A 25559-nucleotide genomic window follows, 5' to 3' on the forward strand; every position below is an offset into this window, starting at 1 on the left:
TTATCCGCTAAGGGATCAGACCGAAGCGACTTCCGCTACATCGACCTTCACGCCGGGGCCCATCGAGGACGACAGGGCGATCTTGCGGACGTACTTGCCCTTCGAACCCGACGGCTTCGCCTTGACGATCGCGTCAACGAAAGCGTCGAAATTCTTGCGCAGATCTTCGGCCGAGAAGCTCGCCTTGCCCAGACCGGCGTGGATGATGCCAGCCTTTTCGACGCGGAATTCGATCTGACCGCCCTTGGCAGCCTTGACCGCTTCGGCGACGTTCGGCGTCACGGTGCCCAGCTTCGGATTCGGCATCAGGCCCTTGGGACCCAGAACCTTACCCAGGCGACCGACCAGACCCATCATGTCGGGGGTGGCGATCACGCGTTGGAAGTCGATGTTGCCGGCCTGGATGCTGTCGAGCAGATCCTCAGCGCCCACGATGTCGGCGCCAGCGGCGGTCGCGGCTTCAGCCTTGTCGCCGCGGGCGAACACGGCGACGCGGACGTCCTTGCCGGTGCCGGCGGGCAGGGTGACGACGCCACGGACCATCTGGTCGGCGTGACGCGGATCGACGCCCAGGTTGATCGCGATTTCGACGCTTTCGTCGAACTTGGCGGTCGCGTGGGTCTTGATCAGGCCCAGCGCTTCGTCAACGCCGTGCAGCTTTTCCCGGTCAACGGCGGTGGCCAGGGCCTTCGCCTTCTTGCTCAGCTTTGCCATGGTCTTAGCCCTCCACCACTTCGAGGCCCATCGCGCGAGCGGAGCCTTCGATGATCTTCGTCGCTGCGTCGATGTCGTTCGCGTTCAGGTCAACCATCTTGGCCTGCGCGATTTCGGCGAGCTGGGCGCGGGTGATCTTGCCGGCGACAACCTTGCCCGGTTCCTTGGAACCCGACTTCAGGTTGACGGCCTTCTTGATCAGGTAAGTGGCGGGCGGCTGCTTCGTGACGAAGCTGAACGAACGGTCCGCATAGACGGTGATGATGGTCGGCAGCGGGGTGCCCTTGTCCATCTTTTCCGTCGAGGCGTTGAACGCCTTGCAGAATTCCATGATGTTCACACCGCGCTGACCCAGCGCCGGACCGATCGGCGGCGAGGGGTTGGCGGCTCCAGCGGGCACCTGGAGCTTGATATAGCCCGTAATCTTCTTGGCCATTTTCACTCTCTTTCAAGTTAAGCGGTCAAGCAGCGACCCGAAGGACGCCTCCCGCACTAGCTTCCCTTGTCGTTCATGCCAGCAGATGCTGGCATCTCAAGCCGCAAGGGAACGGCTTAAGGCACGAAATCCCTGCTTTCGCTGGGATGACGTAATCTCTTTCATCGTCATGCCGGACTTGATGTGGCATTCCGCTGCCCCTGGAAGGAAAGCGGGACCCCGGATCAAGTCCGGGGTGACGAGCGTAATTTTTTACTTCGACAGTTCGACCTGTTCGAAGTCCAGTTCGACCGGCGTGGCGCGGCCGAAGATCGACACGGACACCTTGACGCGGTTCTTTTCGAAATCCAGTTCCTCGACGGTGCCGTTGAAGCTGGCGAAGGGGCCGTCCAGAACCTTGACGCTGTCGCCGATTTCGTAATCGACATTGACCTTGTGCTTGGGCGCAGCCTCGGCTTCCTTGCGGGCGCCGAAATAGCGGGCGGCTTCCGTCTCGCTGATCGCCTGCGGCTTGCCGCTCGATCCGAGGAAGCCGGTCACCTTCGGCGTGTTCTTCACAAGGTGATAGATGTCGTCGTTCATCGCCAGCTTGGCGAGGACATAGCCCGGCATGAACTTGCGTTCGACCTGAACCTTCTTGCCGCGCTTCACCTCGGTCACGGTCTCGGTGGGAACTTCCACCTGCTCGACCAACTGGGAGAGGCCCATGCGCTCGGCTTCGGACAGGATCGATTCCTTGACCTTGTTTTCGAAGCCCGAATAGGCGTGGATGATGTACCAGCGCGCCATGTTACCGTTTCAAACTCCCAATCAAGCCTGTCCGGCAGCGAAGCTCAGCAGCCACTGAACGACCGCGCCGAAAAAGGTGTCGATGCCGAAGAAGAAGAGGCCGAGCAGCGTGGTCATGATACCGACCATCACCGCAGTCATGACCGTTTCGCGGCCGGTGGGCCACACGATCTTCGACGCTTCGGTCTTCACCTGATTGACGAATTCGCCCGGAGAAACCTTCGCCATCGCTGCCTCAAAACCTTCGAACAAAACACCAAAGCGCGAAGCAACAGTCCGCCCTCCGGACCCCGCCATGTCGGCGTCCCGGGGTGCGGCCGCTGGCTTCGCGACCCATCTTCGCTCGGGCAGCTACCCGCGAACCTTTGAAAAATCAAGGATCGACGACCAGATGCTTGGCAGGAGTGGAGGGACTCGAACCCCCGGCATTCGGTTTTGGAGACCGACGCTCTACCAGCTGAGCTACACTCCTGTGCCGGCGAAGGAGGGCGCTTTAGCGTGGCATGCGGGGTAGGGCAAGCAGGAAACTTTAGAGGAAAACGCCGCCCTTCATGATCCGCCGCGCACGGCCCTGGACCGGCACCCGATCAAAGGGCGTGTTACCCGCTTGCGCGGCCATCCTTGCAGAGTCGATGATCCACGGCGTATCGGGATCGATGAAGATGAGGTCGGCCGCGCTGCCCGCTGCGAAGCTTCCGGCATTGACGCCCAAGATCCGGGCGGGATTGGCGCTCAGCAGCGTCATCAGCCGGGTCATGGAGAGATGGCCTTCGCGCACCAGATTGAGCGACAGGGCAAGGAGCGTTTCCGCGCCAGCCATGCCCGGCGACGCATCAGCGAAGGGCAATCGCTTGTCCTCCGGCCCGCGCGGGTCGTGGCTGGACGTGATCACATCGACCGTGCCGTCCGCCACCGCTGCGATCGACGCCAGGCGGTCATCCTCCGACCGAAGCGGGGGCGACAGGCGCGCGAAGGTGCGGAAGTCCGTGACGGCATTGTCCGCCAGGTAGAGATAGGCCGGGCTGATCCCGCAGGTGACCTTCAGCCCCTCGGCCTTCGCCGCTCGGATGAGGTCGAAGCCAGCCTTTGTGGTGACGAGCCGGAAGTGAATAGCCGCGCCTGTTTCGCGGGCCAGCATGATGTCGCGCCCGATCGCGATGGCTTCGGCGCAAGCAGGCGCGTGGGGCAGGCCGAGGCGCGTCGCCGTCTCGCCGCTGGTCGCCACCGCCTTGCTCGTCAGCCCACTGTCCTCGGCATGGGTGATGACCGTCAGCCCAAGGCCGGAGGCATAGGCGAGGACGCGCATCATGACGCCGGAGTCTGCGATCCACTGCCGTCCGGTTCCGACCGCCTTTGCGCCGGCCGCCTGCATCATGCCGATTTCCGCCAGTTCAGCGCCCTTAAGGCCGCGGGTGGCAGCGGCGATGGGATGAACCCAGAAGTCCGGCTTCCCCGCGCGCGTCGCCTGGCGGATCAGGCCAGCGTCGTCCAACGGAGAGGATTGGTCCGGCATCAGCGCGGCGCGGGTTATGCCGCCAAAGTGGAAGGCTGGCTTGTCGGTGGCGAAGACCCCGAGGTCGATCAGGCCTGGTGCGACGACCAGACCTGCCGCATCCACTTGTTCCGCATCCTGCGGAACGGCGATGTCGCCTGCAGCGGCGATCCGGTCGCCCTCGATCAGAATGACGCCGTTCGCCAAGCCCGGTGCGGCGGGATCGGCAAGCTTTCCGTTCACGATGGCGAGCTTGTTCATTGCCAGCCCTCCACACCGCGTGCACTTCGCGTCAGCACATCCAGGCAGGCCATGCGGATGGCGACCCCCATTTCCACCTGTTCGGTGATCGCTGAGCGATCGGGATGGTCCGCCACCACGCTCGCGATTTCGACGCCGCGGTTCATTGGTCCGGGGTGCATCACCAACGCGTCGGGCTTCGCCAGCGCCAGCCGTTCGGGGGTAAGGCCATAGAGCATATGATATTCGCGCGGCGACGGGATGAACGCGCCGTCCATGCGCTCATTTTGAAGGCGCAGCATCATGACGACGTCAGCGCCGTCCAGCCCCTCGTCCATTCGGTGGAAGGGGGTTGCGCCCAACATCTCGACTTCCGGCGGCATAAGGGTCGGCGGCGCGACCGCCCGCACCTGAGCCCCCAGAGCGGCGAGGCAGAGCATGTTCGAGCGCGCCACCCGGCTATGCAGCACATCGCCGCAGATTGCGACGATCAGCCCTTCGAAGCTGCCCTTGCGGCGGCGGATCGTCAGCGCATCGAGCAGCGCCTGGGTGGGGTGCTGATGCCAGCCATCCCCGGCGTTGAGGACCGGGCAGTCCACCTTGTCAGCGATCAGCGCGACAGCTCCCGAACTGGCATGGCGGATGACGATCACATCGGCGGCCATCGCGTTGAGCGTCATCGCCGTGTCTATCAGCGTTTCGCCCTTTTTTACGCTGGACTGGCCGGCGTGCATGTTGACGACGTCCGCGCCCAGCCGTTTGCCCGCAATCTCGAAGGACAGCAGCGTGCGCGTGCTGTTTTCGAAAAAGGCGTTGATCTGCGTCATGCCTTTCAGGCGGTCGTCATGCTTGCGCGCATTACCGCGATTGGTCCTTGCCCAATGCTCCGCCTCATCAAGCAGGAAGCGAATTTCCCAAGGCTTCAGATCGGCGATGGAGAGGAGATGCCGATGCGGAAACAGCGCCCGGCCAGAAAGGTCGGGCGAGGCGGAAGGAGCAATGATCTCGGGCATGAACGGACCCTTTAGGCGAGCGCATGGGAGAGGGCAAGGCGCGAAGCTTGGAAGTTCCGCGCTGCTCCCTATCTCTTCGACATGCGCATTTACACGATAGGATATGAAGGGGCGACCCAGGCCGAGCTCATCGCGGCGCTGCAGGAAGCTGGCGTGACCCTGCTGGCCGACATCAGAGCGGTTCCGCTGTCACGCCGTCCCGGCTTTTCGAAGAACATCCTGGCGGCCGGACTCAAAGAGGCGGGCATCGATTATGTGGGCTTGAAGGCGCTGGGGACGCCCGCCGAGGGCCGGGAGGCTGCGCGAAAGGGCAATCATGCGAAGTTGCGCGAAATTTATTCAGCTCAGCTTGATCTGCCCGAAGCCATTGTTCAGGGGGAGCAGTTGCGTGACTTAGCGCGGGAAAGACCGACGGCGCTGCTCTGCTTCGAGCGGGAGGCGGACGGGTGTCATCGCTCCCTGCTGCTCGAATATGTCTTTCCCGACGACGAGCGCGTTGACCTCAAGCCCTGAATCGGCGCGCCACCGCTCCGGCCGCCCAGCCCATGCCGACAGCCAGCAGGATGGCCGTGAGGCCATAGAAAAAAGGCCATTGCTCCGCAGCGACGGCCATGAACCTTTCGAATCCCGATTTGCGAATGGTGATGTCGCGGACAGCGGCGGCGACGACCCGACCATCCTGAACCAGGAAAGTTTCGGCCGTATAGTCGCCGACGATTACGCGCGCAGGAAGCGGCAAGCGGGCGCGGTACAGCACGCCTTGGGTGATCTCCACCGATCCCTGCCGCTCGGCGAAAAGGCCGGTTCGCTCCCGCAGGTCGATGAGGCCAGCCTGAAAGCGGTCGAGTTCGGCACTTTCGTTGAGCGAAGAGGGTGATAGTTGCAGCTTGTTGACGCCCAACTCGTAAATGGCGGCGGTGCGGTCATCCACCACATCGGTAATGGGCCGCGAGGACGCGACTGCGTAGAAGCTGGGGGCGGAGCGGAAGCGGACACTATCGGCGTTTACCCAGATGCCGGCCACTTTCTGCTTCTCGCGCATCATGATGGATTGATCGGGGCCTTTCAGCACGACCAATATGTCGGCCGGTTTCTTGGGCTGGCGGCCGTTCGGATAGACGATTGCGCCGAACAGCAGGAGGTCCGCGCCTGTGAAGCTATATTGGATTTCCACCTCGCGCTGAGAAACGTCGGGCACCAGCATGGGCTCTCCAGCCGCGCTTGTGAGCAACAGCGCAGGCAAGAGAAGCGCGAGGCGGGCGCGCACGCTCAGCGAACTTCCACCGTGTAGATTTCATCGGGGCGGAAGCCCAACCCCAGCGCCATGCGCGCGGCCACCAGGAGAACGATGGCGGAGAGCAGGATGCGCAGATATTCGGGGCGGACCGTCATGGAGATGCGCGTGCCGACTTGCGCGCCGGTGACGCTGCCGATCAGGAGGAGCATCGCGAGGACAAGATCGACGGCCTTGGTCGTCATGGCGTGCATCATGGTCGTGGCCATGGTGACGAACAGGATCTGGAACAATGAGGTCCCGACCACCGACTGCGTCGTCATGCCAAGCAGGTAAAGCATGGCAGGCACCAGGATGAAGCCGCCGCCGACGCCCAGCAAGGTGGTGAGGATGCCGGTCGCCATACCCAGCAGCAGCGGCGCAAGTGGCGAGATATAGAGGCCCGACCGGTAGAAGCGCCAGCGCATCGGGAGAGCCGCGACAAGCGGATGGTGCCGGCGCTTGCGCGCCGGGGGCCGCTTTCCGCTTTTCAATGCGATGAGGGTCTGGATCGATTCCTTCGCCATCAGGCTGCCGATGCCGCCCAGCATCAGGACATAGAGGATCCCGATAACGGTATCGATCTGCCCAGCCGATTGCAGCAGGCGGAAGAGCAAGACGCCGATGCCCGCGCCGATGACGCCCCCGCCGATCAGAACCCCGCCCATTCGGAAATCGACGGTTCCTCGGGCCATGTGCGTGATTACGCTGGACACGCTGGCGCCAGTTACCTGCGACGCTGCCGAGGCCGCGGCGACGGTGGGCGGGATGCCGTAGAAAATCAACAGCGGCGTCGTCAGAAACCCGCCGCCTACCCCAAACATGCCTGAAAGCAGGCCGACCACGCCACCCAGGGCGATGATCACCAGCGCGTTCACCGACAGATTGGCGATGGGCAGGTAGAGATCCATGGAGTCACAGGGTTAAGCCCATTGCGCGGCGAGATAAAGGCAGGGGAGGGTACTCCTTTTAAAAATCGGCACCGAGCGTCACGGCCAGGCCGGACGGGGGGCTTGCCTGGCCGGCAATCCGTTCCCGCCACTCGATGCTGAGACGGGCGGAGACCTGTGGAAGCGGCAGGCGGAGCTGCACTTCCGGGCCGACGTCCAACCGCTCCACGCCGGGCTGAGCGCCGCCAGAAACACTTGCGCCTATCCGCAGCGGTAACCGGGCGATGGGCGAGAGCAGCGAGAATTTGCCGTCGGCGAACAGGTCGCGGCGGTGAAAGCCGACCATCCCGGCCTGTGCATAGGCTTCGGCCTCCAATCCAAGGAACACAGGGGTTGGGCCGAAACCGCCGACCGCCAGGACGGCGTTGGCGTCGCGGGCGCCCTTGCCAAGAGCTATGCGGCGTTCGGCGGCTATGCTGACGGGAATGGCCCGCGAGGGTTGCCAGGCGAGACCCAGCGCGCCTTCGGGGGAGGCTGGGCGGTTGAGGGCTGCGGTGACGCGGCCATAGGCGGCGGCTCGGCCAGATGACGCAGGAGTCAGATCATAATCCAATCTAAGTCCGGCCTGTGACCCGCCGAGCTTGCCCGCGGTGATGATGTTCGCGCGGCTGGCGCTGCCGTCGCGCCAGAGCAGCCAAGCGCTGCCACGCCAACGATCCAGCCGCGACTGACCGTGAGGCGCAAGCGGAACTGCCGGTGTGGGGGAGGGGTCCGGGCTGGCCTGGGGCTGAGCAGGGGTGGCGGCTGATATATGATCGTCTTGGCCGATCGCGAGCATTTCAGCCGGGGTGGTACGCGCTGACCTGAACGGCGCTTCGACGGATTTGCGGATTGGGCGTGCGACAGTGCGGGTAGGCACGGGCGTTCCGAGCGGTCGCGCGCCGGATACAGATAGGGGGGGGAGCCACAATTGCTGCTTTCGGCCTTTGCATTGGCGCAGCCGTGTGACGCACAGAGCTTGGCTGCATCGGGGGCGTCAGGCCCTGGGTGGAGACGGGCCAAAACATGCCGCTTGCGCTGCCCAAGCGTATAATTGTCCAACCGCCCATAAGGACGACGAAGAAGCGGACGGGACGTCCGCTGACGGTTCGGCTCATGCGGACCTACTAAAGCTGAGGAAAGCGATGCTGCGTCTTGTCCCAGACCAGCGGTTTGCCGAACAGGGAATCAAGATAGAGGAATATGGCGCGACGGGCGGCCATCATGGCGATCAAGTTTGCAATGATCGATCGCGGGATCGCGCCCAGTCCGTATCGCCAGCCATAGCTACGGCCGACGAAGATGGCTCGCATCGCGAGGCGCCAGACCATGAAGAGGAAGTTGAGCCAAAGCAGGGGCTCGATCAGTGCCGAACCTCGAGGCGCAGGAACAATGCCGAACCAGCGTGCGACGGTAAGCACGCCCCAAAGCAACAGAGCGAGATAGGCGGCGAGCAGCACGAAGGCGGCGATGGCCGCCCGGCGGTCGCGAATGCGCATCCACCTTTCCGTCGCGCCACCCTGCCAGCCCATGCGGGCCCATCCGGCCAGCGAGATACCCACCATCCAGCGAGCCTTTTGCTTCACCGCGGCATCGAGATTGTCGGGAAAATATTCGCGCGTCGCGACCAGTTCGCCCGATCCGTCGCGCATGCGTACAAAGACGCCGCGGCCGCCCATATTCTTAATCCGCAGGCCGACCTCATAGTCCTCGGTCAGGGAGTCAGGATCGAAAGGCCCGCCATTTTTCGGGTCTATGAGTTTGTCGAGCGTGGCGCGTTCAAAGGCGCAGGCCACTCCCGCGGAGGGCACTGACGCGCCCATGGCCTCGCGAATGGTCAGATACTTCCCATGACTCTCGGCAAATTCGTCGCAATAATGATTGGCGATCGCCCTGCTCCACCAGCCCTCGTGGCCAGGCAGGGGGAGAACCGGGAGCTGAACCAGTTGGAAGCGGTCGATCATCAGGTCGAACAGCCGGATCTCATCGGCGTGAACGACATCTTCCGCGTCATGGAGAACGATTGCCTTGAAAGGCACGCCGGTGCGGCTTTCTTCCTTCATCATCGTACGCCATTGCAGGTTCAGGCAATCGGCCTTGGTGGTAGGGCCTGGCCGTTCGTTGATGCAGATGATCAGCCGCTCTTCGCCTTCGGCGATCGGGATCACGGCGTCCAGCGTGGCGCGGTCATTGGGATAAACGCCAACGAAGATGCGATAGTCGCCTTGGCGCCATTGGCTGAGTGCGTTGCGGAGCATTGGGCCAATCACGTCCGCTTCACCCCAGGCGGGAACGAAGATGGCGATACGTCCCGGATTTTCGGATTGTGGCAAGCTGGCCGTGGTCATGCGCGGATGGCGCGAATAGATGATGATGTTTCGCCACCAGCGGCGGGCCAGAAACATGATATCGACAAGGAAATCATCGGTCCCGCCGATTGCGAGACCGACCACCGCGAAAAGCAATATCTCATGATAAATGACCGCCAATATCGCGGTCAGCGATTGCGCCATAATCCTTGAACCCCCTGTTCGGCGCGCCCATTGGCACCGGACGGACGAAATTCCAAGCCTCGGGGAAAAATTTCTGTACGGAACCGCGGGGTTAGCTGCTCTGGCGAGGATCATTGACGGCAGGGTATTTCCGGCAGGGTGCTCCGGCGCTGCGTTGGACTGAATCGCTTATCCAAAAGGGGGATGCTATTGTCGCTTTTGCCGGAACGACGACTCGCTAAGGGTCGCGGCACCCCAACCAGTCTCTTAGAGCGATAAGGTAGGAGGGCGTGAATGACCGGGGAGATGGATGTCAATTACCTCCTGCACAGGCAGCAGGTGTCCTTGATACGCGCTCAAATGAGCCGTTCGAGGAGAGGGCGCGCAGCCTACGAGGATCTTGCGCGCGGCTATACCGATCAGATTGATGCGTATCGGCAGGAAAATGTGCGGATGGTGAATCTCGCGCATTGATGGCGCGCGCTTTTCACCGCCGCCGGATCAGTCTGTCGATTAGCTGACGATGGGTTTCGTCGCTGCCGCATTCCCTTTCCAGCACGGCCTTGACGCGCTCCAGATCGGCTTCGGTCAGATGTTCGATGCCGATGAACTCATTGCGCGCGTCCATGCCGGCGCGGATCAGTTCGTCCAGTTTCGCCTGGATGGCTGATCCGTCGCGGTTCTGGGCGTTCTGGATCAGGAAGACCATCAAGAAAGTGACGATGGTCGTTCCGGTGTTGATGATGAGTTGCCAGGTATCGGAAAAACCGAAGAGCGGCCCTGTCACGACCCACCCGATGATGACCGTCACGGCGAGAATGAAGGCCAGCGGCTGTCCCGACCAACTGGCGATGCGATGTGCGAAGGCTCCGAAAATCCTGTCCATTCTCTTCTCCCGGTGGCGGCCCATTTACCTTGCGTTCAGCCTCTGATTGCCATGGAGCGAGGATGATCACCATATCCTCTCGCGCCTTCGCGCTCGCCCTTCCTGCCGCCGCGCTGCTGTTGTCTTCCTGCGCCACCGTCTCGCCCGAATCGAAGGTGAGGGCCGGGCTGATCGAGGCGGGGCTTTCGCCGCGTATGGCGGGATGCATGGCCGAGCGGATGGTGGACCGGCTGAGCCTGGGTCAACTGCGGCGGCTGCAGTCGCTGGCGTCGCTCCGCAAGTCGCACATGGGTGAGATGACGGTCGATCGTTTCCTCTACAAGGTGCGGGCTCTGGAGGATACGGAGATATTCATGGTGACGAGCAAGGCTGCGATCCTTTGCGCGATCGACTGAATGAAGTAGCGAATTGAACGCGATTTCGAGAAACCATTTTGCAATTTTGCAAAGTGGTTTTGCGAAATGATGCTGGCATCGCCAACCCGGCTGTGCTTTAGGCCCGTCATCAGCTTTTCAGGCGAAAGGACGGCCCGGGCCCATGAACATTCACGAATATCAGGCGAAGGAACTGCTGGCGAAATATGGCGCGCCGATCGCCGCCGGTTATGCCGCTTTCTCGGTGGATGAAGCCGTCGAAGCCGCCAATAAGCTGCCCGGACCGCTTTATGTCGTGAAGTCGCAGATCCACGCTGGTGGCCGCGGCAAGGGCAAGTTCAAGGAACTGGCCCCCGAAGCGAAGGGCGGCGTTCGCCTCGCCTTCAACCTGGATGAAGTGAAAGCCCACGCCACCGACATGCTGGGCAACACGCTGGTCACGATCCAGACCGGCGACGCCGGCAAGCAGGTCAACCGCCTCTACATCACCGATGGCGCGGACATCGCGAAGGAATTCTACCTCGCCCTGCTGGTCGATCGTGGCAGCAGCCGCATCGCTTTCGTCGTTTCGACCGAGGGTGGCATGGATATTGAAGAGGTTGCCCATTCGACCCCCGAAAAGATCCACACCTTCACCGTCGATCCGGCAGCCGGTTTCCAGCCGCACCACGGCCGCTCGGTCGCTGCCGCTCTGGGCCTGACCGGTGAGCAGGCGAAGCAGGCGGCCAAGGTCGCTTCCTCGCTCTACGCTGCTTTCCTCGACACCGACGCCGAGCAGATCGAAGTCAATCCGCTGGCGCTGACCGAGCAGGGTAACCTGCTGGTGCTGGACGCCAAGGTGGGCTTCGACGGCAACGCCATGTTCCGTCACAAGGACATCGCGGAACTGCGCGACCTGACCGAGGAAGATCCGGCGGAAGTCGAAGCCAGCGAATATGACCTCGCCTACATCAAGCTCGACGGTAACATCGGCTGCATGGTGAACGGCGCGGGCCTAGCCATGGCGACCATGGACATCATCAAGCTGAACGGCGAATTCCCCGCCAACTTCCTGGACGTCGGTGGTGGCGCTTCCAAGGAGAAGGTGACCGCGGCCTTCAAGATCATCCTGAAGGACCCGGCGGTGAAGGGCATCCTGGTCAACATCTTCGGTGGCATTATGAAGTGCGACATCATTGCCGATGGCATCGTCGCCGCCGCCAAGGAAGTGAACCTGTCGGTTCCGCTGGTCGTGCGCCTGGAAGGCACGAACGTCCAGCAGGGCAAGGACATTCTGGCCAAGTCGGGCCTGGCGATCGTCCCGGCGGACGATCTGGGCGATGCGGCGAAGAAGATCGTGGCGGAAGTGAGGAAGGCGGCCTGAGGCACTTTCCAGCCATTTAAACAGACACCATGGGGCGCAGGCGGGCTTTAAGGGCCGCCTGCGTCCTTGTCCGCATATGCGGGCGATGGCGTGAAACGAAAGGATGTTGCGATGAAGATCCTTGTCCCCGTGAAGCGGGTCATTGACTATAATGTGAAGCCGCGGGTGAAGGCTGACGGCACGGGCGTGGACCTGGCCAATGTCAAGATGAGCATGAACCCGTTCGACGAAATCGCTGTCGAGGAAGCCATCCGCCTGAAGGAAAAGGGCGTGGCGACCGAGGTCGTCGCCGTGTCTATCGGCGTCGCCAAGGCGCAGGAAACGCTGCGCACGGCGCTGGCCATGGGCGCGGACCGCGCGATCCTGATCCAGACCGACGATGAAGTCGAACCGCTGGGCGTCGCCAAGCTGCTCGCCAAGGTGCAGGAAGAAGAAGGCGCTGGCCTGATCATCCTGGGCAAGCAGGCGATCGATGACGACAGCAACCAGACCGGCCAGATGCTCGCCGCTCTGCTGAACCTGCCGCAGGGCACCTTCGCCAGCAAGGTCGAAGTGTCGGGTGACAAGGTCGATGTAACCCGCGAAGTCGATGGCGGCCTAGAGACAGTGAAGCTGAACATCCCGGCGATCGTCACCACCGACCTGCGCCTCAATGAACCGCGCTATGCCTCGCTGCCCAACATCATGAAGGCGAAGAGCAAGCCGCTCGCGACCAGGGCGCCTGCCGATTATGGCGTCGATATTTCGCCGCGTCTGGAAACGCTGAAGGTTACTGAGCCCGCCAAGCGTTCGGCTGGCGTCAAGGTCGCCGATGTCGATGAACTGGTCGCGAAGCTCAAGGCTCTGGGAGTTGCAGCATGACGAAAGCGCTTGTCTGGGTTGAACATGAGGGCGGCGCCGTGAAGGACGCGACCCTTTCCGCCGTCACCGCCGCTGCAAAGCTGGGTGAAGTGCATCTGCTGGTCGCTGGTGCTGGCGTTGGCGGCGTGGGCGAGGCGGCCGCGAAGATTGCGGGCGTCGGCAAGGTCCATGTCGCCGATGACGCGGCCTTTGGTCATGCGCTCGCTGAAAATGTCGCGCCGCTGATCGTTGAGTTGATGGGCAGCCATGACGCGTTCGTCGTGCCCGCCACCAGCAACGGCAAGAATATCGCGCCGCGCGTCGCGGCTCTGCTGGACGTGATGCAGATCAGCGACATTCTGTCGGTTGAGAGCGACGACACCTTCACCCGCCCGATCTATGCCGGCAACGCGATCGCGACCGTTAAGTCGAAGGACGCGAAGAAGGTGATCACCGTTCGCGGCACCGCCTTCGAGAAGGCGGCGCGCGAGGGTGGTTCGGGTGCGGTGGAAGCCGTGTCTTCCACCGGCGACAAGGGGCTGTCGAGCTTCGTCGGCGCCGAGATCGCCAAGCAAGAGCGTCCGGAACTGACCAGCGCCAAGGTGATCGTGTCGGGTGGCCGTGCGCTGAAGGACGGAGAGACGTTCGAGCAGGTGATCTTCCCGCTGGCCGACAAGCTGGGTGCGGCGGTTGGCGCTTCGCGCGCTGCGGTGGACGCTGGCTATGTGCCGAACGACTATCAGGTTGGCCAGACCGGCAAGATCGTGGCGCCGGAAGTCTATATCGCGGTCGGCATTTCCGGCGCGATCCAGCATCTGGCGGGCATGAAGGACTCAAAGACCATCGTCGCCATCAACAAGGATGAGGATGCGCCGATCTTCCAGGTGGCGGACATCGGCCTAGTGGGCGACCTGTTCAAGGTGGTGCCGGAGCTGACGGAGAAGCTGTAAGGGATTTTGCCTTCAGCTCCGTTCGGGCTGGCTGAATGCGCCACTTGCCTCATTCAGATGTCCATGCCCGCGTGCGCGCTTTGATAGGCTCAGGGCGAACGGTGGTGAGGGGCTTCCCTTGAAAAGGGGGCGCGGCTGATGGCCGCGCCCTTTTTTGTTATTCGCGGCGGACGTCGTTGCGATTGAGGGCCCGGTCGGCGAGTGCGCCTCCTGCGTAGGGGATGGTGCCTCAGCGTTTTGGGGCCGCCGGGCGATGATGTTGCCCAGATGTAGCCTGCGATTGCGCCGACTATGGTTCGGCGGTGCTGTCGTGGCCTTGCAATGGTAGCGGTTGTTGGTGTTGGCGAGGACGCGGCCGGAATAGGCGGGACGGGGCCGGATGGGCGGTCGTAGCTATAGCGGTCGCTTTAGGTGTCGCAGGCGGTTGGTGGGATCGCCAGCAGTGTCGCGGCAAGGCGGGGTGCGCATTAGATATTCTTCTAAAACTGCGTCACTGACAGGGTAACAACCCCTGGTTGGGATGAGTTGCGCGGGCGGAACGGATCGCGAGGGAGAGCCCTGGCGCGGGAAATAGTCCACCCGCCGCGGCGCCGCGAAAGGGGGAGGACGCGGGCCGGGCGGGCGGTGGCCAGCGGCCAGAGGGAGAAGCCGCCGGAACTACAATATCGTGACGTTGAGCGCCGAAATCAGCTGGCGATGGGCGAGCTGGACGGCGTGTGGCGCGGCGGGGTTGGGGTCACCGCGGGAGACATGTCGCTGCCGCTCAGGCTGCTGCTGCTGCTGCCTGTCCGGTTGGACAGGTCGCTGCGGGCTTGCTGATAGCGGGAGACGAGGTCTTCCTTGAACTCGGTCAGCTTGCCTTCGTCATACAGCTTCTTGCCGACGTAACCGGCGATCGCGCCGAAAATCAGGGTACGGATCATTGTGCCTTGCTCCTTACGGGATGTGTCCTGGCAGGGTTTGCACAGGATAACAGGTGGAGCGGCGTTGGGTTCCGGGCGCTTTTGGGTAATCGACAGGGCGAGCGCAGCAGGCGGCGTGAGGGCACGGGCCCCCTTATTCAGACCGTCTCCGCATCCTTGGCGGCGGCGGCTGCGGCTTCGCGCCGGGCGCGGTTGGCGTCGGCCAAATCCTGACGATGGGCCATGGTGAGGAAAGCGGCTTCCGAACGCAGGCAGCGATTGCGCACATTGTCTAGCGAGGAGGCGTCGGCTTCGCTGCGGGCCTGAGCGGCGAGCGCGCGATAGTCGGGATGGGTCATGGGCTTTCTCCCTTCCTGCAAGGCGACGATGGGAGGACCGGACGCCGCCCATCAAAGCGGCGTCCGGCCATTCCGATTATTGGGCGTGCTGGAGGTTCACCGCCGCCATCTTGCCGCGCTTGTCCTGCTCCAGATCATAGGAGACACGGTCCTTTTCACGCAGCGTGGCGAGGCCAGCGCGTTCCACGGCCGAGATGTGGACGAAAGCGTCCGGGCTGCCGTCATCGGGAGCGATGAAGCCATAGCCCTTGTCGGCGTTGAAGAATTTGACGGTTCCGACGATGCTCATTGGGTATTCCTTCTTTCGTGCGGCGCGCCCCGTGTGGACGGGCCTTGCGCTAGAGGGGCAGGGAAAGAAGGAAGTTTGGTGCCGCAAAGCGCCGAAAGACCGTCGATTTGCGACTGTAGCAGCGCCCATATGGGCCCCGGGGCGCGGAATAGCAAGGGCTACCCCATCCGCTGGCCGTGATCGGCCAGCCTTCAGCCCGATCCATCCAGCGCCGCAAAGCCGAAAAAGACGTCGCGGGCGCGGGCCGCGGCATCCTCATAGGGGCGGCGCTGCAGGGCCTGCCGCGCGGCGAGCGCGTCTTCCTCCTGCGGCGTCAGGTCGCGCTCATAGCCGTCGATGTCGTATATGTCGTCGCTTTCATCGCCGTCGAAATCCGGCGGCGCGGGATAGTCGGTGCGCCAGGCTTCCCTTTCCTCGTCCCACCATATGCCGCGCAGGCGGGCGGCGGCCTGAGCAGGCGGAAGGGTCGCGCGATCGACCGGCGGCAGGCGAAGTTCACACCGGTCATCGAGGGGGTAGGGCTGAGCCTTGTCGCGCCCGCTCAGCGCCATCCGCGCGGCGACGAAAAGCGCGGCGGACGCGCCCGGCGACAGTGCGGTGGCGGTCTGTTCAAGGCCAAGCGGCGCATCCGATGAGGCGGCGTCGAGCAGCCCGGCCTCTTCCCCGTCGAGCGCCAGGGGTTCGCCGCCGGGGGACGCCAAGCCGAGGCGATCCGCCTCCGCCGCCGCCAGTTCCATCGCCTGATCCGGCATCCGCTGCTCCGGGCAGATGAGGTCGAGATAGGCGGCGAAATCCTGCGCCACGACGCGGGCGAGCGCGGCGTCGGACCCCTCGGGCGGGCTGTCGGCCATGCGGTCGAGGCGCGAGAGCATCGACATGGCGAGGCGGTTGTCGTGGCGGTGGCGGGTGATTTCGCCTGCGTCCATGTCCTTGCGGATCACTTCCTCATGGCCGGTGAGGGCGCGGGCGAGCAGATCATCGGCGAGGCGCGCGCGCGCGATGAGGATGGCCGCGTCCCAGCCGAGGCGAAAGGCCGCGCCGTCGCGGCGGATGCGTAAGGCGTAAGCCGAGCGCGTGGTGATGGCGGCGGCGTCGCAGGCCGTGCGGATGATGCCGGTGGCGGCGAGGGTTTCAAGGAAGGTCCGCTGCCGCGCGGGGCTCCAGCCGTCGGCGCGGATTTGCTGCGCGGGCGTGGGGAGAGGAGGGAATTGGCAGGTCATGGCAAGGCCCTTTTCGTTAGGTGGCTTTGCCGGGAGGATATGTCAGGAGAGGGGTTGTAGGACAGAACAAAATGGGAACATGCGGCGGGGGCGGTTTACAAATCATGATGGTTGGTGTGCCTGGCATCGCCTTTCCGGCGAATACCAGGCAGTGCGAGATTAAGCCGCTATTATTTCGTTTATGACGCTTATCATGCCTTCAGGCCGATAGCCGGTGTCAACCATTCTGGACAAAATCATGTTGCGGAGCACTTCATAGGATATCCCATTCGGGAGCTTGGAAGCATATGCTCGCAATATATCACGTCCGGGCAAGCGTGCGCGCCAGCTTCCATCTGCGAAGGCTTGTTCGATCTGCTCTCTGGTGGATCGTTCGAACCCTCGGACGGCTTCATCAGACAGGGTGCCATCCCGCAGTTTTGACAGGCGATCCAAAGAGCGATCTGCTGCCAACAAAATTTCTCGGGTGAAATCACCTGCGGCCGGATCCGACTTTAAATCAATAGATCGGATCAAATGCTGGCTAACAAACTCATTCACACTGTGCCTGACGGCAAACGGCACAGTTTCTCTCGCGGCAGACCGCAAATCTTCAATTACCTTCTCAGGAGTAAGGGTGTTAGTGGCAGAGAGAGAATTAACCACATGGCAAATAGATTCTTCATGAAGAAGGTAATTTTCTATGTGATACACGTTCCAAGTGTATCGTTTTATCGCCCGAGAGGATTCATCTGCTTCTTCAAAACCTTTGTCAACAATAGCAAAGAATGAGGTCTTCAAGTCTCCTCTTTCATAGGCGCGATTCAGTACCTCGTGAAGTGCTTTGACCTTAGATTTGTTGCTGCCAGAGATCAGGTTTATTTTCTTACCGATTTCCGGAAACAGCCTTAATGTCATCGATTGATCAAAATCTGTGTCACCTCCGCCCTCAAAAATGATAGCTTTCCGTCCTGGCTCGTATGTTGCCAAGTCGCCAACGAGATCGGTCAGAGCGATGTCGACATCTTTTGTCGCGCTAAGAGGCTTTAGCTGATTATACCCGACGACAGGAGTGATGTGGCCCGCTGAATTCTGAAGAGAGACAGGTTGCATATGAAAAACGTCAAAGCCGGGCTTCCCCACGGCTTCGCGGAGCAAGGCGTCAGAATGAGAAACGAGCCAAATCTGATTATTCAGCGCCTGACCAAGGTGCTTGCGGTAGAATTCAGGTAGGTTCCTGATTAGTCTAGGATTTAAGTGTAATTCGGGTTCGTCCAGAAGAATGATGGAGTACTTCGGAGCTGAATTTCGTATTCTCAAGTAACCATACAAAATCTCTTTCTCGCCCGCGCTCAAATCATCGAGATCATGCGTCGTTCCGGCGCCGGTAATAACAGGAAAGCTCAAGTTTCCGTCGGACGTTGGCGTAGGCCCCTTAAATTCCTTATCAGGGAAAAATGTCTGGAACAGCTCCTTCATCGTCTGCGTCATTCCAACATGGCTGGCTTCTCCACCAGCCTGTTGTGCGAACATTTCTTTGACGTAGCTTGCCGCAAGCTCGCTTTTGACGTTATTGTATTTGTTTGAATAATTGTAAAGCGCGTGTTGACGTTGATGCTGCGATGATCCAAACTGATGTTGACGGCTTGAACCAATTCCCGACCATAATGACGTTGCGCGCCGTGATAGTCGACTACGCCAATTTCCTGCGGTCGATATGTAGTGAAGACAACAGACAATATCTGAGATGGGTGCAGCATGATGCTGCCACCTACTGGGACCGACACTCGGCCAATAATCTGAGGTTGGGCCAACTCGGCAAGCAGAGCAGGGAGTTCTGCCTCAACGCGAGCGCGTACTTCTGGCTCTTTCTCCCGAAACTGGCTCGCAAATAGCGCGAGGCGATAAGCGCCAAATTGGAAAGCCTCGGGCAATATTGTCCGCCAAATTGCGTCAGTTAACAGTTCAGCCGCGTTTCGCGTAACGAAATTCTTTTCAGAATCTTCTAAACTAAACTGACATTCAATCAATATTGGTCTAGTGGGATCATTAAACATCCCCTTCAGGCTTTCACCTGTAGCGTTCGGCGCAATTGAGAACTCGCCTAACCAGTTCTGCCATTCGTTTTGTTGGTATCCGCCATATACGGACTTCAATAGTCGAATGGCATCAAAAATACATGATTTCCCGGACCCATTTTGCCCCGCTATTATAATGGTATCGCCGAGATCTTGAGCAGCAACACGTCGAATTCCACGAAAATTTTCTATTGTTATGCTGTCGATCTTCATAGTTCCCCCTTCAGACCAAATCGATTGCTACTCCGCCGCCACAGCCTCCAACCCCAACAACGGCGCGAGATAGCGCCCGGTAAAGCTCCGGGCGTTCTTCGCGACCTTTTCGGGCGTGCCTTCGGCGACGACTTCGCCGCCTTTGACGCCGCCTTCCGGTCCCATGTCGATGATCCAGTCGGCGGTCTTGATGACGTCCAGATTATGCTCGATCACAACCACGCTGTTGCCCTGTTCGACTAGGGCGTGGAGGACTTCGAGCAGTTTGCGGACGTCTTCGAAGTGGAGGCCGGTGGTGGGCTCGTCCAATATGTAGAGGGTCTGGCCGGTGGCGCGGCGGGAGAGTTCCTTGGCGAGCTTGACGCGCTGGGCTTCGCCGCCGGACAGGGTGGTGGCCTGCTGGCCGACCTTGATATAGCCGAGGCCGACTTCGGCGAGCATCGCCATCTTGTCGCGGATGGGGGGGACGGCCTTGAAGAATTCCACCGCGTCCTCGACCGTCATGTCGAGAACGTCGGCGATGCTGTGGCCCTTGAACTTCACCTCCAGCGTTTCGCGATTGTAGCGCGCGCCGTGGCAGACGTCGCAGGTGACATAGACGTCGGGGAGGAAGTGCATCTCGATCTTGAGCACGCCGTCGCCCTGGCAGGCTTCGCAGCGGCCGCCCTTGACGTTGAAGCTGAAGCGGCCGGGCTTGTAGCCGCGCGCCTGCGCTTCGGGGAGGCCCGCGAACCAGTCGCGGATGTTGGTGAAGGCTCCCGTATAGGTCGCCGGGTTGGAGCGCGGGGTGCGGCCGATGGGCGACTGGTCGATGTCGATCACCTTGTCGCAATGTTCAAGGCCGGTGACCTTGTCATGCGGGCCTGCGACGATGCGCGCGCCGTTGAGGGCGCGGGCTGACGCGGCGTAGAGGGTGTCGATGGTGAAGCTGGACTTGCCCGATCCTGACACGCCGGTGATGCAGGTGAAGGTGCCGAGCGGGATGCTGGCCGTGACGCCTTGCAGATTGTTGGCGCGGGCGTTGTGGACGGTGAGCTTCTTGCCATTGCCCTTGCGGCGCTTGGTCGGGACTTCGATGCGGCGGGTGCCGTTCAGATAGTCCGCGGTCAGGCTGTCGCGGTGGGCGAGCAGTTCGTTGAGGCTGCCTTGGGCGACGATGGTGCCGCCATGGACGCCGGCGCCCGGTCCCATGTCGACGATATAGTCGGCGGTGCGGATCGCGTCCTCGTCATGCTCCACGACGATGACGGTGTTGCCGAGGTCGCGCAGGCGCTTGAGGGTAATGAGCAGGCGGTCATTGTCGCGCTGGTGCAGGCCGATGCTGGGCTCGTCGAGGACGTAGAGGACGCCCGACAGGCCGCTGCCGATCTGGGAAGCGAGGCGGATGCGCTGGGACTCGCCGCCCGACAGCGTGCCGCTGGTGCGGTCGAGGTTGAGATAGTCGAGGCCGACATTGTTGAGGAAGCCGAGGCGCTCGACGATTTCCTTGAGGATGGCCTTGGCGATCTGGTTCTGCTGGTCGTTGAGCTGCGCGGGGAGGGTGGAGAAGAAGCCGAGCGCATCGACCACCGAGCGGCGGGTGGACATGGAGATGTCCTCGCCCGCGATCTTGACGGCGCGGGCTTCGGGCTTGAGGCGGGCGCCGTGGCATGTCTCGCAGGGCATGGCGGTTTGGTACTTGCTGAGTTCCTCGCGCATCCAGGCGGATTCGGTCTGGAGCAGGCGGCGGTTGAGGTTGCCGATGACGCCTTCGAAGGGCTTTTTGACCTCGTAGGACTTCTTGCCGTCGACGAAGCGCAGGGTGACGGGCTTACCGGCGGTGCCGTGGAGGATGATGACCTTCACCTCCGGCGGCAAGTCGATCCAAGGCTTGTCGAGGGTGAAGCCGAACTCCTTCGCGAGCGAGCCGAGGACCTGCATATAATAGGGGCTAGGCGGGTTGGACTTGGCCCAGGGGACGATGGCGCCCTTTTTGAGGGTGAGATGCTCGTTGGGGACGACCAGTTCGGGGTCGAACTCCTGCCGCTCGCCGAGGCCATCGCAGGCGGGGCAGGCGCCTTGCGGGGCGTTGAAGGAGAAGAGGCGCGGTTCGATCTCGGGGATGGTGAAGCCCGAGACGGGGCAGGCGAATTTTTCGCTGAAGACGATGCGGTTGGCGGGGATGCCTGCGTTCTTCATTTTGCCGGTGGATTCGGCTTCATCCTCGCGGCCGGGAACGACGCCATCGGCGAGGTCGATATAGGCGAGGCCGTCGGCGAGCTTCAGCGCCTGTTCGAAGCTGTCCGCCAGGCGGGTGGACATGTCCGCGTCCACGGCGAGGCGGTCGACGACGACTTCGATGTCATGCTTATATTTCTTGTCGAGGGCGGGGGCGTCCTCGATCAGATACATTTCGCCGTCGATGCGGACGCGGGTGTAGCCCGCCTTCTGCCACTCGGCCAATTCTTTGCGATACTCGCCCTTGCGGCCGCGGACGACGGGGGCGAGCAGGTAGAAGCGGGTGCCTTCGGGAAGCTGGAGGACGCGATCGACCATCTGGCTGACGGTCTGGGCGCTGATCGGCTCTCCGGTCGCGGGGGAGTAGGGGATGCCGACGCGCGCCCAGAGCAGGCGCATATAGTCGTAGATCTCGGTGACGGTCGCGACGGTCGAGCGCGGGTTGCGGCTGGTCGTCTTCTGCTCGATCGAGATGGCGGGGGAGAGGCCGTCGATATGCTCGACGTCCGGCTTCTGCATCATCTCCAGGAACTGTCGGGCGTAGGCGGAGAGAGACTCCACATAGCGGCGCTGCCCCTCGGCATAGATTGTGTCGAAGGCGAGGGAGGACTTGCCCGAGCCGGAAAGGCCGGTGATGACGATCAGGCTGTCGCGCGGGAGGTCGACATCGACGCCCTTGAGGTTGTGCTCGCGCGCGCCGCGCACGGAAATCGTAGTGAGACTCATGGGCCGTGTTGTTCCAGATTTGTTCTTTGGGGGCAAGTTTATCGCGCGGATATGGGTTAGCGGACCGTGGCTCGCAAGCGGGCATGCTTTCCGGCGCGCGCATGCGGCGGGTGGTCGAATGGTAAAGTGGCCTTAACCTGTTTGGGCCTATGAAGGGTGACGGACTTGCCGCATCGGCGGCGTCCTGATCAGCGAGCTTTAAGAGAGATCCTGGGTAGCCCGACAGCATCCCGGATACGCCCCCGGCCATCCCTTGCGCCGGGGGCGTTTTTTTGGGCGCTGGACTCTATTTTACGCTACGAAAATAAGGCTTTTTGCCTCGACAGCAGGGCTGCATCTCTTTATTGGCGCGCCTTGCTGATGGGGAGGACTGACGGGTCCCAGCCTGCCCATTTCAATCGCGGCCAGATCCCCGGAGAGCGACGGCCGCAGCATTTTGAAATAGGGGGACCCAAATCATGTCGATTGTTGCAAAGATGGTTGCGGTAAGCGCCTGCGCTCTGATGAGCACGGCGGCGATGGCGAGCAGTATTCCGTTCGAATCCAACGGCCGCACCGTCGAAGTGGGCTATCAGGACCTGGATCTGGCGAAAAAGGCGGACCAGCGCGAATTGACGCTGCGCATCCGCCGTGCGGCCGTGAAGGTGTGCCCGGGGCGGTCGGTGCAGGAATCGCGGTCCTGCCAGTTGGCGGCGCTGGATCATGTTCGGGAGCCTATGGCTGCCGCGATTGCGAGCGCTCAGGGGCGGGATGCCGGACAGTTTGCGGAAGTGAGCAAGGACAAGGTGCCTGGCTCGGCGGATTGAAACGGTCCTGCCGTGATAAGTGAAGGAAGGTCCGGTTGATTGCCGGGCCTTTTTTCTTGGGGTGCGCGCGGGCTTCGACAGGCTCAGCCCGAACGGGGGTGGGGGTGGATTGGGGGAGGGACTATCGGGCGGAATGGATGGAAGCGTCTAACCTCCGTTCCGTTCGAGCGTAGTCGGGCAAGCGCATGTGTGTGCTGCCTGTTTCTCGACTTCGCTCGAAACGAACGGGGTGGGGGAAGGCTTCCATGGCGCCCGCGCGGAACCGCCGATTGGCGCTGGCCGTTGATCGGGCGAGGCGCGCATGATGCTTGCGCCGAGGAGAGAGCGATGAGCGACAAGACCGATATCCGGCCCAACAGCCGTGAAGAGGCGCATGACGAGCGCCCCACCGACGCGCAGGACCATGCCGTGACCAATGAGGAAAAGTTGGATGAGGGGCTGATGGACAGCATGGATGCGTCCGATCCGCCGGCGGCGACCGCTCCGGGCGATCATGGCGATCCGGTGCCTTCTTCGGGCTTCCATGAAGAAGATGAAGATGAGGAGAAGGCGGAGCGATAGACGGCGCTGATATTGGTGATATGATCAGCTTCACAGGCGGACCGGATCGGCGGATGGCCGGGCGGTTCGCCTTACCGGCGAGAGGAGCCCTGTTGATGCCGACTTCCACGACCCCCGCGATCGAACGCATTGCCCGCGTGCTGGCCGGACGCCAGCTGAGCCTGAACGGCGAGGGCAGCGATCCGCATGCGTCGGGCGCGGTGGACGCGAGCTGGCAGAAGCATGTGGATGACGCCTATGCCATATTGCACACGTTGCGGGAGCCCGATGAGCAGATGGCGCAGGCGGGCGATGTGGCGGTGTGGCGCAAGATGATCGGGGCGGTCCTCGAACGGCGGCCCTGACGCCGTTGGCGGTCTCGCTTGCGCGTGGCATAAGCGCTGCATGAACGGGCCTGCACTGAAGATCAAAATCCAGATTTATTGTGGCGACGAGATCGCCATGGGCCCCGGCAAGGCGGACCTGCTGGACGCGATCGCCAGCGAGGGATCGATTTCCGCGGCGGGGCGCAAACTAAAGATGAGTTATCGCCGCTGCTGGATGCTGGTGGACGTGATGAACCGTTGCTGGGCGCGGCCGCTGGTGCAGACATCGACCGAAGGCGCGGTGCTGACGGAATTGGGGCAGAGCGTGTTGGCGCAGTATCGCGGGCTGCAGAAGGCGGTATCGAGTGCTGCGGGGCGTACGCATTGGCCGGCGCTAGCGGAGCAGTTGAGGGGAGAGCCTTTGCCGGTGCAGGGGTAGGAGCGCTCGACATTCAGCCTGTCGGGGTCTGAAAACGATAGAAGCTCGCGGCTTTTCTCGTCTCAATTTCCGCGCTTCGGTGATCACCATCTTTGAGTATGCTGCGCTCCGATGCTGGAACATCAGGCTATTCGGCGCCTCTGAACTGCATGTCGAGCGGGCCTGTTTACGACAGCGGTGCGAGGGCAGGTCCGGCTATTCCATTCGGCGCATTCACAAAATTTACATGTTGCACCGCACAAAGAAACATGATTCATGAGCATGTCGGCGGAACCGGCGCTTAAGCATTCAGTAACCATGATGGGTGCATGTTCTGCTGATCGACTTGAAGTCGGAGGGCAAGAGCATGGGCACCAATGCAAGACCGGCTGACGGGGCAATCACCCTGGCTGAATTGCGCGAATTCGCCAGTTTCCCGTCTGCCACGCAGCGCTACATCCGCCGATCGCTGGATATCGGCCTCCATCGCCGCGACGCCATGAAGCTGTGGTCGCGCGACATGGTGGAGGAAGCGAGCATCCGCGCGCAGGCCCGCATCTATGGGCGGCTGGATGAGATCAAGGCGCGGGTGCCCGATGACAGCGGGCTCGACCAGATGGAGCCGTTCATGGCGCCGCTGGTGACGATTTCCGCCTTCGACCTGGGTCAGGACAGGCTGTGCAGCTTTTCCTCCTATCGGTTCCTTTACGAGCGGCTGCTGGGGGCGGGGGCCCGGCCGTGGCTGCCCGGAGCTTTCTGCGCGGCGGCGAGCCTGCCGCATCTGCATCCGGAAAAACGCCGGGCGCTGCTGCAGTCGATCAGCGAGGCGGCGGCGACCGCGGTGGGCTGGTCGAACCGCGAGCCGACCTTCTATCCGGAGTGGGTGGAGAAGGTGGATATGAGCAAGGCGAACTGAGTTTGGAGCCTGGCCCACTTTTGGGGGCTGGGGTTTAGATGAGGTTTTGGACGGGGCGCGACGGGCCGAAAGGGCACGTTGCGCTTTTGTCTTTTTGGATGGTCTGAAGACGCTGCGATATTGGGGTCAGGGGGAAACCGACGGGGCAGCGTTCAGCTATGGCCTTCGATAGCGAAGCCAGCCAACATTTCGGCAAGCGCTTCGATACCCTCTTCGCTGCCGTTCAACGCCGCTGTGAGCGCATCCTCCACTTTTGATGCGACGAATTGCGAAGGCCCCGCATAATCGAGCGACCATGTCAGGAAACGCCGGTGGTCATAGGGGCCTTCTGCTATGGTGTGAACATCGCGATGGCGGGGGTCCTGAAGGATGGACCGCTTAAGTTCGGCGATACCTTCAGCAGGGCCTTCAAGATATTGCGCGAACCGCCGGCCGGTAAAAAGCAGTGCGCCCGTAACGCTCAACGACGCATTGCGCGGTATGGAAATATCAACGATTTCCCGGACATGATCTGGAGCGTCAGCATCAATCAGCTGGCTCGTGCTTATATATAACCATCGCTCGAACATGCTCTTGTGGTATACAGCTGTACAAGAGTAGTAAAGGCGAGGCGCAGGTGGGGACCTGTTTGTGCGCCTCGCCTTCCTTCTTGCCGGTCCCCGGGGGAGGAGTCCGGCCGATCGAAGAAGCCCTGTTTACTCCCATTATGGTTAAGCGCGGATTTCGGTCATTCGTCGTAAAAATACGACATCACGCTGGTCAGCCCTCTTAAAGAAGCA

The 25559-nt window shown here is 61.9% G+C and carries 30 protein-coding genes and 1 tRNA gene; 11 read left to right on the plus strand and 20 right to left on the minus strand.

Features of this window, described 5'->3' with window-relative positions; translation table 11 throughout:
* Positions 1–15 precede the first annotated feature (15 nt).
* From rplA to EP837_RS11090, 7 genes are all read right to left on the minus strand, one after another.
* On the minus strand, positions 16–714 hold the full coding sequence (gene rplA, locus EP837_RS11060) for a 50S ribosomal protein L1 (protein WP_037464035.1): 699 nt from the start codon (positions 712–714) through the stop codon (positions 16–18).
* A 4-nt stretch (positions 715–718) separates the two neighbouring features.
* A complete protein-coding gene (rplK, locus tag EP837_RS11065) occupies positions 719–1150 on the minus strand; it encodes a 50S ribosomal protein L11 (RefSeq protein ID WP_037464038.1) in 432 nt (143 codons plus the stop codon).
* 252 nt (positions 1151–1402) lie between these two features.
* Positions 1403–1939 carry a transcription termination/antitermination protein NusG gene (nusG, locus tag EP837_RS11070; protein ID WP_062117774.1) on the minus strand — a complete coding sequence of 179 codons (537 nt, stop codon included), beginning with the start codon at positions 1937–1939 and terminating at the stop codon, positions 1403–1405.
* A gap of 21 nt (positions 1940–1960) precedes the next feature.
* Complete coding sequence (gene secE, locus EP837_RS11075; RefSeq protein WP_066529257.1) at positions 1961–2167, minus strand: preprotein translocase subunit SecE; 207 nt, start codon at positions 2165–2167, stop codon at positions 1961–1963.
* Between the two features lie 168 nt (positions 2168–2335).
* Positions 2336–2411 (minus strand) — tRNA-Trp (locus tag EP837_RS11080).
* A 57-nt stretch (positions 2412–2468) separates the two neighbouring features.
* The gene (locus EP837_RS11085) at positions 2469–3692 is read right to left on the minus strand and encodes a dihydroorotase (RefSeq protein WP_066527451.1); all 1224 of its coding nucleotides are present in this window, start codon (positions 3690–3692) and stop codon (positions 2469–2471) included.
* Positions 3689–4684 carry an aspartate carbamoyltransferase catalytic subunit gene (locus EP837_RS11090; protein WP_066527456.1) on the minus strand — a complete coding sequence of 332 codons (996 nt, stop codon included), beginning with the start codon at positions 4682–4684 and terminating at the stop codon, positions 3689–3691. The genes EP837_RS11085 and EP837_RS11090 overlap by 4 nt, the downstream gene beginning before the upstream one ends.
* 81 nt (positions 4685–4765) lie before the next feature.
* On the opposite strand from EP837_RS11090, the gene EP837_RS11095 reads away from it, so the two are divergent.
* On the plus strand, positions 4766–5197 hold the full coding sequence (locus EP837_RS11095) for a DUF488 domain-containing protein (RefSeq protein WP_066527458.1): 432 nt from the start codon (positions 4766–4768) through the stop codon (positions 5195–5197).
* Here the strand turns inward: EP837_RS11095 and EP837_RS11100 are convergent.
* From EP837_RS11100 to EP837_RS11115, 4 genes are all read right to left on the minus strand, one after another.
* Positions 5187–5888: a TIGR02186 family protein gene (locus EP837_RS11100; protein ID WP_082919672.1), complete on the minus strand. Its 702-nt coding sequence runs from the start codon at positions 5886–5888 to the stop codon at positions 5187–5189. The genes EP837_RS11095 and EP837_RS11100 overlap by 11 nt on opposite strands.
* Positions 5889–5953: 65 nt before the next feature.
* Entirely contained in the window at positions 5954–6868 is a 915-nt protein-coding gene (locus tag EP837_RS11105) for a sulfite exporter TauE/SafE family protein (protein ID WP_066527463.1), read from the minus strand.
* A gap of 58 nt (positions 6869–6926) precedes the next feature.
* Entirely contained in the window at positions 6927–7766 is an 840-nt protein-coding gene (locus tag EP837_RS11110) for a hypothetical protein (protein WP_225870539.1), read from the minus strand.
* A 247-nt stretch (positions 7767–8013) separates the two neighbouring features.
* The gene (locus EP837_RS11115) at positions 8014–9399 is read right to left on the minus strand and encodes a glycosyl transferase family protein (RefSeq protein ID WP_066527465.1); all 1386 of its coding nucleotides are present in this window, start codon (positions 9397–9399) and stop codon (positions 8014–8016) included.
* A gap of 273 nt (positions 9400–9672) precedes the next feature.
* Between EP837_RS11115 and EP837_RS11120 the strand changes: the two genes are divergently transcribed.
* Positions 9673–9852, plus strand: a complete 180-nt coding sequence (locus EP837_RS11120; protein ID WP_066527467.1) for a hypothetical protein — start codon at positions 9673–9675, stop codon at positions 9850–9852.
* Positions 9853–9865: 13 nt separating this feature from the next.
* Here EP837_RS11120 and EP837_RS11125 read toward each other — a convergent pair whose 3' ends face one another.
* Positions 9866–10264, minus strand: coding sequence for a low affinity iron permease family protein (locus tag EP837_RS11125; protein ID WP_066527472.1), 399 nt, complete (start codon positions 10262–10264; stop codon positions 9866–9868).
* A 62-nt stretch (positions 10265–10326) separates the two neighbouring features.
* On the opposite strand from EP837_RS11125, the gene EP837_RS11130 reads away from it, so the two are divergent.
* The 4 genes from EP837_RS11130 (at position 10327) to EP837_RS11145 (ending at position 13791) form a co-directional block, all read left to right on the plus strand.
* Entirely contained in the window at positions 10327–10659 is a 333-nt protein-coding gene (locus tag EP837_RS11130; RefSeq protein WP_066527475.1) for a hypothetical protein, read from the plus strand.
* Positions 10660–10801: 142 nt separating this feature from the next.
* The gene (gene sucC, locus EP837_RS11135; protein ID WP_066527477.1) at positions 10802–12001 is read left to right on the plus strand and encodes an ADP-forming succinate--CoA ligase subunit beta; all 1200 of its coding nucleotides are present in this window, start codon (positions 10802–10804) and stop codon (positions 11999–12001) included.
* Between the two features lie 111 nt (positions 12002–12112).
* Complete coding sequence (locus EP837_RS11140; RefSeq protein ID WP_066529263.1) at positions 12113–12862, plus strand: electron transfer flavoprotein subunit beta/FixA family protein; 750 nt, start codon at positions 12113–12115, stop codon at positions 12860–12862.
* A complete protein-coding gene (locus tag EP837_RS11145) occupies positions 12859–13791 on the plus strand; it encodes an electron transfer flavoprotein subunit alpha/FixB family protein (protein ID WP_066527481.1) in 933 nt (310 codons plus the stop codon). Before EP837_RS11140 ends, EP837_RS11145 begins: the two co-directional genes overlap by 4 nt.
* Before the next feature lie 686 nt (positions 13792–14477).
* On the opposite strand, the gene EP837_RS11150 is transcribed toward EP837_RS11145, so the two are convergent.
* The 7 genes from EP837_RS11150 to uvrA form a co-directional block, all read right to left on the minus strand.
* Positions 14478–14714, minus strand: a complete 237-nt coding sequence (locus EP837_RS11150) for a hypothetical protein (RefSeq protein WP_066527485.1) — start codon at positions 14712–14714, stop codon at positions 14478–14480.
* Between the two features lie 137 nt (positions 14715–14851).
* A complete protein-coding gene (locus tag EP837_RS11155; protein ID WP_066527486.1) occupies positions 14852–15052 on the minus strand; it encodes a hypothetical protein in 201 nt (66 codons plus the stop codon).
* A 76-nt stretch (positions 15053–15128) separates the two neighbouring features.
* Positions 15129–15341 (minus strand): cold-shock protein, encoded by a 213-nt coding sequence (locus EP837_RS11160; RefSeq protein ID WP_066527489.1) that lies wholly within the window; start codon positions 15339–15341, stop codon positions 15129–15131.
* A 191-nt stretch (positions 15342–15532) separates the two neighbouring features.
* Positions 15533–16561 (minus strand): hypothetical protein, encoded by a 1029-nt coding sequence (locus EP837_RS11165; protein WP_066527491.1) that lies wholly within the window; start codon positions 16559–16561, stop codon positions 15533–15535.
* A 159-nt stretch (positions 16562–16720) separates the two neighbouring features.
* Complete coding sequence (locus EP837_RS11170) at positions 16721–18073, minus strand: AAA family ATPase (protein ID WP_066527493.1); 1353 nt, start codon at positions 18071–18073, stop codon at positions 16721–16723.
* A complete protein-coding gene (locus tag EP837_RS20505) occupies positions 18028–18831 on the minus strand; it encodes an AAA family ATPase (RefSeq protein WP_082919619.1) in 804 nt (267 codons plus the stop codon). Before EP837_RS20505 ends, EP837_RS11170 begins: the two co-directional genes overlap by 46 nt.
* A 27-nt stretch (positions 18832–18858) precedes the next feature.
* Complete coding sequence (gene uvrA / locus EP837_RS11180) at positions 18859–21774, minus strand: excinuclease ABC subunit UvrA (RefSeq protein ID WP_066527502.1); 2916 nt, start codon at positions 21772–21774, stop codon at positions 18859–18861.
* 458 nt (positions 21775–22232) lie between these two features.
* Here uvrA and EP837_RS11185 point away from each other — a divergent pair, with 458 nt between their 5' ends.
* The 5 genes from EP837_RS11185 to EP837_RS11205 all read left to right on the plus strand — a co-directional run bounded on the left by EP837_RS11185 (position 22233) and on the right by EP837_RS11205 (position 24780).
* A complete protein-coding gene (locus EP837_RS11185; protein ID WP_066527503.1) occupies positions 22233–22580 on the plus strand; it encodes a UrcA family protein in 348 nt (115 codons plus the stop codon).
* Between the two features lie 327 nt (positions 22581–22907).
* Positions 22908–23141, plus strand: coding sequence for a hypothetical protein (locus EP837_RS11190; protein WP_066527509.1), 234 nt, complete (start codon positions 22908–22910; stop codon positions 23139–23141).
* A gap of 95 nt (positions 23142–23236) precedes the next feature.
* A complete protein-coding gene (locus EP837_RS11195) occupies positions 23237–23485 on the plus strand; it encodes a hypothetical protein (protein ID WP_066529265.1) in 249 nt (82 codons plus the stop codon).
* A 40-nt stretch (positions 23486–23525) separates the two neighbouring features.
* Positions 23526–23885 (plus strand): winged helix-turn-helix domain-containing protein, encoded by a 360-nt coding sequence (locus EP837_RS11200; RefSeq protein ID WP_066527512.1) that lies wholly within the window; start codon positions 23526–23528, stop codon positions 23883–23885.
* Positions 23886–24231: 346 nt separating this feature from the next.
* A complete protein-coding gene (locus EP837_RS11205) occupies positions 24232–24780 on the plus strand; it encodes a hypothetical protein (RefSeq protein WP_066529267.1) in 549 nt (182 codons plus the stop codon).
* 152 nt (positions 24781–24932) lie between these two features.
* Here the strand turns inward: EP837_RS11205 and EP837_RS11210 are convergent, their stop codons facing one another.
* Positions 24933–25349: a BLUF domain-containing protein gene (locus EP837_RS11210; protein ID WP_066527522.1), complete on the minus strand. Its 417-nt coding sequence runs from the start codon at positions 25347–25349 to the stop codon at positions 24933–24935.
* Positions 25350–25559 lie beyond the last annotated feature (210 nt).

The sequence above is a fragment of the Sphingobium sp. EP60837 genome (genome assembly GCF_001658005.1).
Lineage (GTDB): Bacteria > Pseudomonadota > Alphaproteobacteria > Sphingomonadales > Sphingomonadaceae > Sphingobium > Sphingobium tyrosinilyticum.

Excerpts from the sequence above, each read along its gene's own strand:
- rplA (WP_037464035.1), bottom strand. The coding sequence starts at position 714 with ATGGCAAAGCTGAGCAAGAAGGCGAAGGCCCTGGCCACCGCCGTTGAC.
- rplK (WP_037464038.1), bottom strand. The coding sequence starts at position 1,150 with ATGGCCAAGAAGATTACGGGCTATATCAAGCTCCAGGTGCCCGCTGGA.
- nusG (WP_062117774.1), bottom strand. The coding sequence starts at position 1,939 with ATGGCGCGCTGGTACATCATCCACGCCTATTCGGGCTTCGAAAACAAG.
- secE (WP_066529257.1), bottom strand. The coding sequence starts at position 2,167 with ATGGCGAAGGTTTCTCCGGGCGAATTCGTCAATCAGGTGAAGACCGAA.
- EP837_RS11085 (WP_066527451.1), bottom strand. The coding sequence starts at position 3,692 with ATGAACAAGCTCGCCATCGTGAACGGAAAGCTTGCCGATCCCGCCGCA.
- EP837_RS11090 (WP_066527456.1), bottom strand. The coding sequence starts at position 4,684 with ATGCCCGAGATCATTGCTCCTTCCGCCTCGCCCGACCTTTCTGGCCGG.
- EP837_RS11095 (WP_066527458.1), top strand. The coding sequence starts at position 4,766 with ATGCGCATTTACACGATAGGATATGAAGGGGCGACCCAGGCCGAGCTC.
- EP837_RS11100 (WP_082919672.1), bottom strand. The coding sequence starts at position 5,888 with ATGCTGGTGCCCGACGTTTCTCAGCGCGAGGTGGAAATCCAATATAGC.
- EP837_RS11105 (WP_066527463.1), bottom strand. The coding sequence starts at position 6,868 with ATGGATCTCTACCTGCCCATCGCCAATCTGTCGGTGAACGCGCTGGTG.
- EP837_RS11115 (WP_066527465.1), bottom strand. The coding sequence starts at position 9,399 with ATGGCGCAATCGCTGACCGCGATATTGGCGGTCATTTATCATGAGATA.
- EP837_RS11120 (WP_066527467.1), top strand. The coding sequence starts at position 9,673 with ATGACCGGGGAGATGGATGTCAATTACCTCCTGCACAGGCAGCAGGTG.
- EP837_RS11125 (WP_066527472.1), bottom strand. The coding sequence starts at position 10,264 with ATGGACAGGATTTTCGGAGCCTTCGCACATCGCATCGCCAGTTGGTCG.
- EP837_RS11130 (WP_066527475.1), top strand. The coding sequence starts at position 10,327 with ATGATCACCATATCCTCTCGCGCCTTCGCGCTCGCCCTTCCTGCCGCC.
- sucC (WP_066527477.1), top strand. The coding sequence starts at position 10,802 with ATGAACATTCACGAATATCAGGCGAAGGAACTGCTGGCGAAATATGGC.
- EP837_RS11140 (WP_066529263.1), top strand. The coding sequence starts at position 12,113 with ATGAAGATCCTTGTCCCCGTGAAGCGGGTCATTGACTATAATGTGAAG.
- EP837_RS11145 (WP_066527481.1), top strand. The coding sequence starts at position 12,859 with ATGACGAAAGCGCTTGTCTGGGTTGAACATGAGGGCGGCGCCGTGAAG.
- EP837_RS11150 (WP_066527485.1), bottom strand. The coding sequence starts at position 14,714 with ATGATCCGTACCCTGATTTTCGGCGCGATCGCCGGTTACGTCGGCAAG.
- EP837_RS11155 (WP_066527486.1), bottom strand. The coding sequence starts at position 15,052 with ATGACCCATCCCGACTATCGCGCGCTCGCCGCTCAGGCCCGCAGCGAA.
- EP837_RS11160 (WP_066527489.1), bottom strand. The coding sequence starts at position 15,341 with ATGAGCATCGTCGGAACCGTCAAATTCTTCAACGCCGACAAGGGCTAT.
- EP837_RS11165 (WP_066527491.1), bottom strand. The coding sequence starts at position 16,561 with ATGACCTGCCAATTCCCTCCTCTCCCCACGCCCGCGCAGCAAATCCGC.
- EP837_RS11170 (WP_066527493.1), bottom strand. The coding sequence starts at position 18,073 with ATGTTCGCACAACAGGCTGGTGGAGAAGCCAGCCATGTTGGAATGACG.
- EP837_RS20505 (WP_082919619.1), bottom strand. The coding sequence starts at position 18,831 with ATGAAGATCGACAGCATAACAATAGAAAATTTTCGTGGAATTCGACGT.
- uvrA (WP_066527502.1), bottom strand. The coding sequence starts at position 21,774 with ATGAGTCTCACTACGATTTCCGTGCGCGGCGCGCGCGAGCACAACCTC.
- EP837_RS11185 (WP_066527503.1), top strand. The coding sequence starts at position 22,233 with ATGTCGATTGTTGCAAAGATGGTTGCGGTAAGCGCCTGCGCTCTGATG.
- EP837_RS11190 (WP_066527509.1), top strand. The coding sequence starts at position 22,908 with ATGAGCGACAAGACCGATATCCGGCCCAACAGCCGTGAAGAGGCGCAT.
- EP837_RS11195 (WP_066529265.1), top strand. The coding sequence starts at position 23,237 with ATGCCGACTTCCACGACCCCCGCGATCGAACGCATTGCCCGCGTGCTG.
- EP837_RS11200 (WP_066527512.1), top strand. The coding sequence starts at position 23,526 with ATGAACGGGCCTGCACTGAAGATCAAAATCCAGATTTATTGTGGCGAC.
- EP837_RS11205 (WP_066529267.1), top strand. The coding sequence starts at position 24,232 with ATGGGCACCAATGCAAGACCGGCTGACGGGGCAATCACCCTGGCTGAA.
- EP837_RS11210 (WP_066527522.1), bottom strand. The coding sequence starts at position 25,349 with ATGTTCGAGCGATGGTTATATATAAGCACGAGCCAGCTGATTGATGCT.